The organism is Pseudomonas sp. G(2018) (assembly GCF_005502415.1).
Classification (GTDB): domain Bacteria; phylum Pseudomonadota; class Gammaproteobacteria; order Pseudomonadales; family Pseudomonadaceae; genus Aquipseudomonas.
The window spans coordinates 19,515-31,915 of the sequence record NZ_SCOO01000021.1; the positions used below are offsets into that span (position 1 = coordinate 19,515).

A 12,401-nucleotide genomic window follows, 5' to 3' on the forward strand; every position below is an offset into this window, starting at 1 on the left:
GTAGCCTGCGTATACTGGCGCGCATTACGTATTTGGGTTCGATTTCACGGAGCGTCCTGCATGTCCGGCAATACCTACGGCAAGCTGTTCACTGTCACCACCGCGGGCGAAAGCCATGGTCCGGCGTTGGTCGCCATTGTCGATGGCTGCCCGCCGGGCCTGGAGATCTCCCTGGAGGATCTGCAGCGTGACCTGGACCGCCGCAAGCCCGGCACCAGCCGCCACACCACCCAGCGCCAGGAAGCCGACGAAGTCGAAATCCTCTCCGGCGTGTTCGAGGGTCGCACCACGGGTTGCTCCATCGGTCTGTTGATCCGCAACACCGACCAGAAGTCCAAGGACTACTCGGCGATCAAGGACCTGTTCCGCCCGGCCCACGCCGACTACACCTACCACCACAAATACGGCGAGCGCGATTACCGTGGCGGTGGTCGCAGCTCGGCCCGTGAAACGGCCATGCGCGTGGCCGCTGGCGCCATTGCGAAAAAGTACCTGGCCACCCAGGGCATCGTCATTCGTGGCTACATGAGCCAGCTCGGGCCGATCGAAATCCCGTTCAAGACCTGGGATTCGGTGGAGCAGAACGCGTTCTTCAGCCCTGATCCCGACAAAGTGCCGGAACTAGAGGCCTACATGGACCAGTTGCGCCGCGACCAGGATTCGGTCGGCGCGAAGATTACCGTGGTGGCTGAAGGCGTAATGCCGGGCCTCGGCGAGCCGATCTTCGACCGCCTCGACGCCGAGCTGGCCCATGCGCTGATGAGCATCAACGCGGTCAAGGGCGTGGAAATCGGTGCCGGTTTCGCCAGTGTCGCCCAGCGCGGCACCGAACACCGCGATGAGATGACCCCGGAAGGTTTCCTCAGCAACAACGCCGGCGGCATCCTCGGCGGCATTTCGTCCGGTCAGCCAATCGTTGCGCACCTGGCACTGAAACCGACATCCAGCATCACCACGCCGGGTCGTTCCATCGACATCAACGGCAACCCGGTGGAGGTCATCACCAAGGGCCGTCACGACCCGTGTGTCGGTATTCGCGCCACGCCGATCGCCGAAGCGATGATGGCCATCGTCCTGATGGATCACCTGTTGCGCCACCGTGGACAGAACGCCGATGTGCGCGTGAGCACGCCGGTGCTGGGTCAGCTTTAATGGCTGACCTGAAAGCCGCTGCAGTCTGATGGCGGTGGCGGCGCTTCCGTACTGGCGGCTTTCCAGCTTCTATCTGTTCTATTTCGCCTTGCTCGGTTCGACAGCGCCGTTTCTGGCGCTGTACTTCGATCACTTGGGATTTACCCCGGCGCGAATCGGCGAACTGGTGGCGATCCCCATGCTGATGCGTTGCGTGGCGCCGAACATCTGGGGCTGGCTCGGTGACTACACCGGCCGGCGCCTGGCCATCGTGCGCTTCGGTGCCGTTTGCACGCTGCTGACCTTCTCGCTGATTTTCGTCAGCAAGACTTACGCCTGGCTGGCGATGGTCATGGCCTTGCATGCATTCTTCTGGCATGCGGTGTTGCCGCAATTCGAAGTCATCACCCTGGCACACCTTAAAGACCAGACATCGCGCTACAGCCAGATCCGCTTGTGGGGCTCCATCGGTTTTATCATCACCGTGGTTGCGCTTGGGCGTTTGTTCGAATGGCTCAGCCTCGACATCTACCCGGCGGCGCTGGTGCTGATCATGGCCGGCATCGTTCTCAGCAGCCTGTGGGTGCCGAACGCGCAACCGGCGCAGGGCAACCGACCGACGGGGGAGGGTTTCCTCAAGCAATTGCGCAGCCCCGGCGTGCTAGCGTTTTACGCTTGCGTGGCACTGATGCAGATGAGCCACGGACCGTATTACACGTTTTTGACCCTGCACCTTGAGCGATTGGGTTACAGCCGTGGCGTTATCGGCATGCTCTGGGCCGTTGGCGTGGTGGCGGAGGTGTTGATGTTCATGGCCATGAGCAAGATATTCGCGCGCTTATCGTTGCGTCGGGTGCTGCTGGCGAGTTTTCTGCTGGCGGCGTTTCGCTGGTTGCTGCTCGGTTCGCTGGCCGAATTTCTCTGGGTGCTGCTGTTTGCCCAGATCCTGCACGCGGCGACGTTCGGCAGCTTTCACGCCGCTGCCATTTCCTTCGTGCAGCGTAGCTTCGGCGCGCGCCAGCAAGGGCAGGGCCAGGCGTTGTACGCCGCACTGGCCGGCACCGGCGGCGCATTGGGCGCGTTGTATTCCGGCTACAGCTGGAACGCCCTCGGCGCGGCATGGACTTTTAGTATTGCCAGTCTCGCAGCCCTCGCGGCTGCCGTTATCATTGCCACACGTATGCAAGAGGACAGGCCATGAGCCTTACCCGTGAACACCTCGCCCAGGAAATCATCGACGCCGGGCGTTTTCTGTATGGCCGCGGCTGGTCGCCGGCTACCAGCAGCAATTACTCGACCCGACTGTCGCCGACTGAAGCCTTGTTGACGGTGTCGGGCAAGCACAAGGGCCAGTTGGGCCTCGATGATGTACTCGCCACCGATCTGGCGGGCAACAGTCTGGAGCCGGGGAAGAAACCGTCCGCCGAAACCCTGCTGCACACGCAGCTCTACAGTTGGCGCCCGGAGATCGGCGCGGTGCTGCACACTCATTCGGTGAACGCCACGGTGCTGTCGCGACTCACGCCGCAAGACTTTATCGAGTTCGAAGACTACGAACTGCAAAAGGCCTTCAGCGGTGTATCGACCCACGAATCCCGGGTGCGGGTGCCGATTTTCGACAACGATCAGGACATTGCGCGACTCGCCGCCAAGGTGCAGCCTTGGCTCGACGCCCATCCCGATTGCGTCGGTTACCTGATTCGCGGCCACGGCCTCTACACCTGGGGCGCGCGGATGAGCGATGCCCTGCGGCAGATCGAGGCCTTCGAGTTTTTGTTCGAGTGCGAGTTGAAGACTCGCAGTGTGTTGAACCGTTAACGGCAGACTTATCCACAAGTCGCCCATCGCCTGATGCAGCGCTGCGCCCGACCGGTGTCCACAAACCGGACGGCGCGGCCGAAACCGAGGAATTGCCCCATGAGCAGCCTGTCCGTTTATCACGTCTCCAGCCCTGAAATTCCCAACAAGGTGTTGACCCATTTCGAAGACATCGCTTCGACCCTGGCCGAGCAGGGCGTGCGCTTCGACCGCTGGCAAGCCGCGACGAAGATCCAGCCTGGCGCGACTCAGGAAGAAGTGATCGCCGCGTACCAGGAGCAAATCGACAAGCTGATGACCGAACGCGGCTACATCACGGTCGATGTGGTCAGCCTCAACAGCGACCATCCGCAAAAAGCCGAATTGCGCGCCAAGTTCCTCGAAGAACACCGCCATGGTGAAGACGAAGTGCGCTTTTTCGTCGCCGGTCGCGGTTTATTCACCCTGCACATCGACGATTACGTCTACGCCGTGCTGTGCGAGAAAAACGACCTGATCTCGGTGCCTGCCGGTACCAGGCACTGGTTCGACATGGGCGAGCATCCGCATTTTGTGGCGATTCGCCTGTTCAACAACCCGGAAGGCTGGGTGGCCAATTTCACCGGCGACAACATCGCCGGCCAATTCCCGCGTCTTGAGGACTGAATCGATGCCGATCAAAGCGATTCTCACCGACATCGAAGGCACCACCAGCGCGGTGAGTTTTGTGTTCGACGTGCTGTTTCCTTACGCGGCCAAACATTTACCGACGTTCGTCAGCCAGCACGCCGCGCGTAGCGACGTGACCGAACAACTGGACGCCGTGCGCCGGGACAGCAACGAGCCTGATGCCGACGTCGAGCGGGTCATCGAAATCCTGCTGGGCTGGATTGCCGAAGACCGCAAGGCCACGCCGCTCAAGGCGCTGCAAGGGATGGTCTGGGAGCAGGGTTATCAGGCCGGGCAACTCAAGGGGCATGTGTATCCGGATGCCGTTGAAGCGCTGCAACGCTGGCATCAGGCCGGTTATCAACTGTTCGTTTATTCATCCGGTTCGATCCAGGCCCAGCGCCTGATCTTCGGGTGTTCGGAGGCGGGGGATCTTACGCCGCTGTTCAGCGGTTACTTCGATACCACGTCCGGGCCCAAGCGCGAAGCGCAGTCCTACGCCAATATCGCTCAGGCCATCAAGCTCGAGGCCTCGCAGATTCTGTTCCTGTCGGACATCGTCGAAGAGCTGGACGCGGCGCGTATGGCGGGAATGGCCACCTGCGGATTGGCCCGTGAAGGCGGCGAACTGGTGGGGCATATCACTGTGGACAGTTTTGCCCGAATCGATCCTTCCACTTTTTAAACAACACATGACCCTGTAGGAGCGAAGGCGGCGGATCATTCGACATTTTATGCCGCCTGACACGCCGCCTTCGCGAGCAAGCTTCGCTCCTACAGGGCTTCGCTTTTAGGCCGAGTGATAAGTCGGCAGTGCAAACCGCTGCTGGCTTTGCAGCATGGAAATCTGCGGCAGTTCGCTGGCCTGTTCAGCAAGGTCGCGGCGAATGGCGCTGATGACCCACGACAATTGATCGCCATTGTGCAATTGCTGATAGGAAATCGAGCGTTTGAACACTTTGCCTTCGGCGCTCAGGGTCAGCAGAATCCCGCCGTCAGGTCGTGCCTGGGTGGTGACTTCGAAGTTGGAGAACAAGGATGAAAATTTTTCCTGGATCAGGCTCATGTCTATTCAGCTCCGTGAGTACTTGAATGGCAAGCATGCACAGAGCGTTGCAGTGATTGTGCCAGTACCAGGCTTTACAGAATGTCCTTTAAAAACAATGGTTTAATTTTTTAGCCGATTTTCACTTTCGTGCAATTTGCAAGAATGGCCATCGTGCATCCTGCATTTTGCGTGGTCGTCGGCGATTCGATGGAACCATTTTGTGTGCTGATGCTCGCGATTTCCAACACGGCTATCGCAGATACAAAACATTTCAAAAACCGCGTGTACAGCTCAAGAACCGTTGACGTATTTTCGGGCTTCAATCAGCGCCGCCCGACAATAAAAAGATCGAACGGGAGCAACCATGAGCCGCACCTCAAGCGACACGATTACCTGGGGCATGATGCTCCGCAAGCTGCCTTCCATTGCCAAAGTCCTTCCACGGGTGGTCAAGGGAATGAAGCTCGCCAACGTCAAGGATCCGACCCAACCGTGTGGCCTGGGCTGGAGTTTCGAACAGGCAACCCTGCGCAATCCTGGTGGCCCTGCACTGATGCACGGTGAGGTTTCGCTGACTTATGCACAGGTCAATCAGTGGGCCAATCGCATTGCCCATCACCTGATCGAGCAAGGCATCGGCAAGGGCGATGTGGTGGCGGTATTCATCGAGAATCGCCCGGAACTGCTGGTGACGATACTGGCGGTGGCCAAGGTTGGCGCGATCAGTGCCTTGCTCAACACGTCGCAGACCTGCGACACCCTGGTCCATAGCCTGAATCTGGTGACACCGGCCGCCATTGTGGTCGGCGAGGAGCTTGTCCCGGCGTTTCTGGCGGTGCGCGGGCGGGTGGCGATCGCGGCGGGGCGAACCTGGTTTGTCGCCGATCAAGACACTTACCGCGATCCTGGAATGGCCCCCGAAGGTTTCATCAATCTTATGACGGCCAGCGTCGATGCCGACAGTGCCAACCCTGCCAGCGGCGAGCAGGTTTTCTTCGATGACCCCTGTTTCTATATCTACACCTCGGGCACCACCGGGTTGCCCAAGGCCGGGGTGTTCAAACACGGACGCTGGATGCGCAGCTCCGCCAGCTTCGGGATGATTGCGCTGGATATGCGCCCTGAAGATGTCGTCTATTGCACCTTGCCGCTGTATCACGCCACCGGCCTTTGCGTGTGCTGGGGCTCGGCCATCAGCGGTGCCTCGGGGTTTGCCATCCGTCGCAAGTTCAGCGCCAGTCAGTTCTGGAGTGACGTACGCAAGTACCACGCAACCACCATCGGCTATGTCGGCGAATTGTGTCGTTATCTGGTCGATCAACCGCCCAGTGCCGACGACAGCAAGCACGGCGTGATCAAGATGATCGGCAACGGCCTGCGTCCCGGTGCCTGGCGTGAGTTCAAGACGCGCTTTGGCGTGAATCACATTTGCGAACTGTATGCCGCCAGCGACGGCAATATCGGTTTCACCAACATTCTGAATTTCGACAACACCGTCGGTTTTTCCCTGATGTCCTGGGAGTTGGCGGCGTATGACCACGACAGTGGTGCGCCGATTCGTGAAGCCAATGGCTTCATGCGCAAGGTCGGCAAAGGCGAGCAGGGGCTGCTGCTGGCGAAGATCGATGACAAGGCGCCGCTGGATGGCTACACCGACCCGCGGAAAACCGAAAAAGTCGTCCTTCATGATGTGTTCGTGAAGGGCGACCGTTACTTCAACACCGGCGACCTGCTGCGCAACATTGGCTTCGGCCACGCGCAGTTTGTCGATCGCCTCGGCGACACTTACCGCTGGAAAGGGGAAAACGTCTCGACCACCGAAGTCGAGAACATGCTCCTGAAACACCCGCTTATTTCCGAAGCCGTGGCCTATGGCGTGGAAATCCGCAACACCAACGGCCGGGCCGGAATGGCGGCGATCACGCCCGCCGAATCCCTGGCGACCCTGGATTTCAGCGAATTGCTGGCGTTTATCCGACAGCAGCTTCCGGCCTATGCAGTGCCGTTGTTCCTGAGGGTGAAAGTGAAAATGGAAACCACCGGGACGTTCAAGTATCAGAAGACCCGGCTCAAGGACGAGGCATTCGACCCGGGGCGAACCGGCGATGACCCGATCTATGCGTGGTTGCCGGGAACCGACACTTATGTGCAGGTCACCGAACAGGTGCTGGCCGAGATTCACAGTGGCTTGCATCGTTATTGAATGTGGCTATCGCCGCGCATCAGAAAAAAGAAGTGACAGTGTCGGGGCTGCTCGGGAAACTGTCGGCTTTGCGAATAATTGAATGTGGAGTGCTCAATGTCAGACAAAAGCCGCCAGATGACCCCCGAAGAAGCTGCGGAGTTTGCCGAACAGGTATTCAACAAGGCGCGGGAGGGCGATGCGGCCATGATGGCTGCGCTACTGACCAAAGGCCTGCCGCCGAACCTGCGCAATCACAAGGGCGACACCTTGCTGATGCTGGCCGCGTACCACGGCCATGTGGACACCGTGAAAGTCCTGCTCGAACACAAGGCCGACCCGGAAATCCGCAACGATAACGGTCAGAGTCCGATCGCGGGTGCTGCCTTCAAGGGTGACCTGGCGGTGGTCACGGCACTGGTTGAAGGTGGCGCGCAAGTCGAGGGTTCGTCGTTCGACGGGCGTACGGCGTTGATGATGGCGGCGATGTTCAATCGCGTCGCCATCGTCGACTACCTGATCAGCAAAGGCGCCGACCCGAAAGCCAAGGACGCCAACGGCATTACGGCGCTGGATGCGGCGAAAACCATGGGTGCGGTTGATACCGTTGCGCAGCTGGAGAAACTGCTGGGCTAAACCCAAACCTGGAGCAACGCTTGCTCCTACAGTCATTGCACGGCGTAATGCGTTATCCTTCGCGCCCTCAAAACTCCCTCGCTACAGGATCTGCCCCATGAAAGCCGCACTCGTCGAACTCATCAGCAAAATCAGCTCCGGGTGCATGGGTGAAGACGAAATCCTCAAGGTCGCTGACGAAGCGGCCCAGGCGTACGCGGATCCACAGGGTTTTCTGAGCGCCAATCCGGACATCAACTACGACGACACTTTCCCGATTCCGCTGGGCGAGTGGGTGGTCGTCGGCAGTCTGCCCGAAACCGTGCTGTTCCAGGCAGACACTTACATGGACCTGTTCGCCCAGATCGTCGCCTCCTTCGGTCCGGGCGTCGAGTTCAACCTCAAGCCCAAGCAACTGGCCAAGACCGACGCCCTGACTGCGCTCAATCGCATCCAGGTACAAATGAGCAGCCTGAACAAGGAAAACGGTGGTTACACACTGATGAACTTCAGTCAGTTGCTCGACGACGAGCTGCAAGTGGTACTGGTCTACGGCAACGACGTGCCACGGGTACTCGAGTTGTGCGCCGAAGTTGGCATCGCTGCTGCGCCCGCCCTGGAAGCCTTGAAAGTGGCCATCCACGTCTGAGACGGTAAAGCTTTCAATAATACGGAACCCTTGGCCGGGCCGGCTATCCTAAGGGGGCATACCACTCTTCGGGAGCGTCACCATGGGTTCCACGTTCAACAGCCTGGTCGGCCTGATCATTCTCGCCCTGGACATCTGGGCCATCATCAACGTGCTGAAAAGTGGCGTCTCCACCGGGATGAAAATCATCTGGGTGCTGTTGATCCTGTTGCTGCCGGTTTTGGGCCTGATCATCTGGGCCATTGCCGGGCCACGGGGGGATGTACGGATTTGACCGAACTCTCGTAAATCACACCGAACCTGTGGGAGCGGGCTTGCCCGCGATGCAGGCGCCGCGGTCTGTCAGATACACCGAAGCGAATCCATCGCGGGCAAGCCACGCTCCCACAGGGATTGTTGCAAACCGATTAACTGAGGTTCGACCTGTCATGTTCCGCAACGTAGAATGCGCGCCTTTCCCGGGCAATCGAGGCGATCGATTGGCCATCATGGGCGGGTAACCGTCCGTTGCCACCCGCATTCATCGGAGCACTTCCCATGAGCACTACCCCAACCAGCGACTACCTGGAAACCCTCTACGAAGGCTACGGCCAGCGTTTTCGCATGGACAAACTGCTGCACGAAGTGCGCACCGAACACCAGCACCTCGTCATCTTCGAAAACCCGCGCATGGGCCGGGTCATGGCGCTGGACGGCGTGATCCAGACCACCGAAGCCGACGAGTTCATCTACCACGAGATGCTCACCCATGTGCCGATCCTCGCTCATGGCACCGCCAAGCGCGTGCTGATCATCGGCGGCGGCGACGGCGGCATGCTGCGTGAAGTCTCCAAGCACCGCAGCGTCGAACACATCACCATGGTCGAGATCGACGGCACTGTGGTTGATATGTGCAAGGAATTCCTGCCGAATCACTCCAAAGGTGCCTATGACGATCCACGTCTGAACCTGGTGATCGACGACGGCATGCGTTTCGTCGCCACCACCACTGAAAAGTTCGATGTGATCATTTCCGACTCCACCGACCCGATCGGCCCGGGCGAAGTGCTGTTCTCGGAAAACTTCTACCAGGCCTGCCATCGCTGCCTGAATGAAGGCGGCATCCTGGTGACGCAGAACGGCACGCCGTTCATGCAGATCGACGAAGTCAAAACCACCGCCGGTCGCCTGCGCAGTCTGTTCCCGGACTGGCACTTCTACCAGGCCGCGGTACCGACCTACATCGGCGGCTCGATGACCTTCGCTTGGGGCTCGACCAATACCGCTTATCGCAAGTTATCCCGTGAAACCCTGCAACAGCGCTTTGCAGGCAGCGGTATCGTCACGCGCTACTACAATCCGGAAATACACATCGGCGCCTTCGCTTTGCCACAGTACGTGCTGCAAGCAGTGGGCAAGCCAAGCAACGACTGAAGACCCTCTGTAGGAGCGAGCTTGCTCGCGATGGACTCGAGAGCGCCGTGTTTAGCCAGTAAACACGTTTAATCGTTAACGACCATCGCGAGCAAGCTCGCTTCTACAGGTTTTGTGTTTTTAGGCGAGTGCGATGTAATCCATTGGAACGATCAATTCGAGTTAAAGTCGAGATAGGTGTAAGCCCATTCGCGGGTTTGATAGAGGAGGCTCCGATGTCAAAGTGGAAAGTCACTTTCGTGGATGATCATGGTGAAACGATCGACGAAGTCTTCGAGTGCGAGGAATGCCCGAGTCACGAGCAGGCCGCCAGGCTCATCAAGGAACGGCTCCTCCCTGTCGCCGCCAAGCTGGATTTGAACGATCTGGAAGGGCGAACCCCTGACGCGAGCGTCAAAAACCTAAAAACCCAGAACAGCATTGAAATCCTCGGCATCACGCCAATCTGAACAACTCCTGTCACATTCTCAACCAGGCCTTGGCAGCGGCTCTATCCTGAGGCTACTCTGCAATCGAGATCAGCGAATGGATCGCTAAGGTCTGGTCTTGTCAGCTACATGCTTGTTTCCCGCCGGCACATCGGTTGCCGAAACGTCCGCAGCCATGGTTGCGTGCGCAGGGAGTACGGAAAGTCTATCCATCGGTTTGAGGAGGACGTTTCATGAGCACAGCCTATCAAGAAGACATCAGCAGCAGCGTGCTGCGCCGCATGAAAGAAGGCGGTTTCGACTTTTCACGATTCCATCCCATTGAGTTCTACGCCATTTTCCCGGATGAGGAGCGGGCACGCAGGGCGGCAGGTCATTTTCATCGTGGGGAATCCCTGAATGCGCAAGTCAGTGTGCGCGACGACGGTGCCTGGGCGCTGGAGTTAAGCAAGGTCATGTACGCCACCTATGATGACATCGGCGACTTCGAGCAAGGTTTCGAAGCGGTAGTCGAGCCATTGGGCGGCATCATTGAGGGCTGGGGAGTCAAGCAGGAGGTACGAGGGCGACTCGCATAACATTATGAACAGCAGCAACCAGCGATGACGGCTGACCTTCGGGTTGGCCGTTTTCGTTTTCGCAGAATAAAAACTGCGTTTCAACAAACCAAAAAAAAGCCACCTGAGCGGGTGGCTAAAAGGGAAGACCGGTAAGGAGGGAAACCGGTCGGAGCATGCCGGACCGGGTTGCCGGAGCAACCGAATAAGTGAGGCTGAAGACTTCATCAAACAGACGCTGGTGAAGTTTTTTCAGCGGATGCACGGATTATCCACAGCGTTAACCGGGCAGTGAAATCAACTCTGGCTATGCTGGTGATAGGCAACAACATTGCCTTGCAATGAAGCGGGGGCGATCAGGTTGGAGCAGTTACCGCACAGGATTGGTGCGGTGTCTGTGTATTGAATATCCAACTGATTGATATCAAAGCGTTTATGCCGATGGCACGGGCCTTGCGAAGGTCCGGACGTCCGGGTGACAAGGAGTACGGCATGATCCGCACCTATTTTGATGAGATGTACGATGCCGGCGGCCAGGTCCGCCCGCATTATCGGGAGTTTGCCCGTTGGCTGGCCGAAACGCCTGACGAGCTTCTGGCACAACGGCGACGCGAGGCCGATCTGTTATTTCATCGCGCCGGGATTACTTTCACGCTCTACGGTGATGAGCAGGGGACAGAGCGCCTGATTCCCTTCGACACCATTCCACGCAGCATCCCGGCCAGTGAATGGCGGGTGGTCGAGCGGGGCTGCATTCAGCGGGTCAAGGCGTTGAACATGTTCCTCGCCGACCTCTACCACGAGCAGCGGATCATCAAGGCCGGCATCATTCCGGCCGAGCAAGTGCTGGCCAACGAACAGTACCAGTTGGCGATGCAGGGGCTGGATCTGCACCGCGATATCTATTCGCATATCTCCGGTGTCGATCTGGTGCGCGACGGCGACGGCACGTACTACGTGCTCGAAGACAATCTGCGCACGCCCAGCGGTGTCAGCTACATGCTCGAAGACCGCAAGATGATGATGCGTCTTTTCCCCGAGCTGTTCGCGGCGCAACGCATCGCCCCCATCGATCACTATCCGAACCTGTTGCTCGATACGCTGAAAAGCTCCAGCCCGATCGACAACCCGAGCGTTGTAGTGCTGACGCCGGGGCGCTTCAACAGTGCGTTCTTCGAACATGCGTTTCTGGCGCGAGAGATGGGTGTGGAGCTGGTGGAAGGCGCGGACCTGTTCGTGCGTGACGACAAGGTCTTCATGCGCACCACCGATGGGCCGAAAGCCGTTGATGTGATTTATCGCCGCCTCGACGATGCGTTCCTTGACCCACTTGCCTTCAATCCGGAGTCGATGCTCGGCGTGCCGGGGCTGCTGTCATCCTATCGGTCCGGCAATGTGGTGCTGGCCAATGCCATTGGTACGGGGGTGGCGGATGACAAATCGGTGTACCCGTTTGTCACGGACATGATCCGGTTTTATCTGGACGAAGAGCCGATCCTGAAGAACGTGCCGACCTGGCAGTGTCGTAATCCGTCCGAGCTGTCCCATGTGCTGGCCAATCTGCCGGAACTGGTGGTCAAGGAAACCCAGGGTTCCGGCGGTTACGGGATGCTGGTGGGGCCGGCGGCGACCGCCGCGGAAATCGAAGCCTTCCGCGCAAGGATCATCGCCAAGCCCCATGCCTACATCGCGCAACCGACACTGTCGCTGTCGACCTGTCCGACCTTTGTCGAAAACGGCATCGCGCCGCGCCATATCGACTTGCGTCCGTTTGTGTTGTCTGGCCGCGAAACCCGGGTCGTGCCCGGCGGCTTGACCCGTGTCGCCCTGCGCGAAGGCTCACTGGTGGTGAATTCCTCCCAGGGTGGCGGAACCAAGGACACCTGGGTGGTCGAGGATTGAAGGAAGCCTG

14 protein-coding genes are annotated in these 12,401 nt (G+C 58.9%); 13 read left to right on the forward strand and 1 reads right to left on the reverse strand.

Annotation, left to right across the window (positions count from 1 at the left end; translation table 11 throughout):
• The first annotated feature begins 60 nt into the window (after positions 1-60).
• The 5 genes from aroC to mtnC all read left to right on the forward strand — a co-directional run bounded on the left by aroC (position 61) and on the right by mtnC (position 4,282).
• Positions 61-1,152: a chorismate synthase gene (aroC, locus tag FFS64_RS19315; protein ID WP_095196815.1), complete on the forward strand. Its 1,092-nt coding sequence runs from the start codon at positions 61-63 to the stop codon at positions 1,150-1,152.
• Between the two features lie 28 nt (positions 1,153-1,180).
• Positions 1,181-2,332, forward strand: coding sequence for an MFS transporter (locus tag FFS64_RS19320; protein ID WP_171017105.1), 1,152 nt, complete (start codon positions 1,181-1,183; stop codon positions 2,330-2,332).
• Entirely contained in the window at positions 2,329-2,949 is a 621-nt protein-coding gene (locus FFS64_RS19325; protein ID WP_137806737.1) for a methylthioribulose 1-phosphate dehydratase, read from the forward strand. Before FFS64_RS19320 ends, FFS64_RS19325 begins: the two co-directional genes overlap by 4 nt.
• A gap of 99 nt (positions 2,950-3,048) precedes the next feature.
• The gene (locus FFS64_RS19330; protein WP_137806738.1) at positions 3,049-3,594 is read left to right on the forward strand and encodes an acireductone dioxygenase; all 546 of its coding nucleotides are present in this window, start codon (positions 3,049-3,051) and stop codon (positions 3,592-3,594) included.
• 4 nt (positions 3,595-3,598) lie between these two features.
• Positions 3,599-4,282: an acireductone synthase gene (gene mtnC, locus FFS64_RS19335; RefSeq protein ID WP_137806739.1), complete on the forward strand. Its 684-nt coding sequence runs from the start codon at positions 3,599-3,601 to the stop codon at positions 4,280-4,282.
• Positions 4,283-4,387: 105 nt separating this feature from the next.
• Here mtnC and FFS64_RS19340 read toward each other — a convergent pair whose 3' ends face one another.
• Complete coding sequence (locus FFS64_RS19340) at positions 4,388-4,663, reverse strand: DUF3509 domain-containing protein (RefSeq protein ID WP_095196811.1); 276 nt, start codon at positions 4,661-4,663, stop codon at positions 4,388-4,390.
• 346 nt (positions 4,664-5,009) lie between these two features.
• On the opposite strand from FFS64_RS19340, the gene FFS64_RS19345 reads away from it, so the two are divergent.
• The 8 genes from FFS64_RS19345 (at position 5,010) to FFS64_RS19385 (ending at position 12,391) form a co-directional block, all read left to right on the forward strand.
• Positions 5,010-6,848: a long-chain-acyl-CoA synthetase gene (locus FFS64_RS19345; RefSeq protein ID WP_137806740.1), complete on the forward strand. Its 1,839-nt coding sequence runs from the start codon at positions 5,010-5,012 to the stop codon at positions 6,846-6,848.
• Positions 6,849-6,944: 96 nt separating this feature from the next.
• Positions 6,945-7,463, forward strand: coding sequence for an ankyrin repeat domain-containing protein (locus FFS64_RS19350; RefSeq protein ID WP_137806741.1), 519 nt, complete (start codon positions 6,945-6,947; stop codon positions 7,461-7,463).
• A 97-nt stretch (positions 7,464-7,560) separates the two neighbouring features.
• Positions 7,561-8,091, forward strand: coding sequence for a hypothetical protein (locus tag FFS64_RS19355; protein ID WP_137806742.1), 531 nt, complete (start codon positions 7,561-7,563; stop codon positions 8,089-8,091).
• Between the two features lie 82 nt (positions 8,092-8,173).
• On the forward strand, positions 8,174-8,365 hold the full coding sequence (locus FFS64_RS19360; RefSeq protein WP_137806743.1) for a PLDc N-terminal domain-containing protein: 192 nt from the start codon (positions 8,174-8,176) through the stop codon (positions 8,363-8,365).
• Positions 8,366-8,628: 263 nt separating this feature from the next.
• Positions 8,629-9,504, forward strand: coding sequence for a polyamine aminopropyltransferase (gene speE / locus FFS64_RS19370; protein ID WP_137806745.1), 876 nt, complete (start codon positions 8,629-8,631; stop codon positions 9,502-9,504).
• Positions 9,505-9,719: 215 nt separating this feature from the next.
• Positions 9,720-9,953 (forward strand): hypothetical protein, encoded by a 234-nt coding sequence (locus tag FFS64_RS19375; protein ID WP_137806746.1) that lies wholly within the window; start codon positions 9,720-9,722, stop codon positions 9,951-9,953.
• Positions 9,954-10,165: 212 nt separating this feature from the next.
• Positions 10,166-10,510, forward strand: a complete 345-nt coding sequence (locus tag FFS64_RS19380) for a ribonuclease E inhibitor RraB (RefSeq protein WP_007988090.1) — start codon at positions 10,166-10,168, stop codon at positions 10,508-10,510.
• 471 nt (positions 10,511-10,981) lie between these two features.
• Positions 10,982-12,391: a circularly permuted type 2 ATP-grasp protein gene (locus tag FFS64_RS19385; protein WP_007971899.1), complete on the forward strand. Its 1,410-nt coding sequence runs from the start codon at positions 10,982-10,984 to the stop codon at positions 12,389-12,391.
• Positions 12,392-12,401: the final 10 nt, after the last annotated feature.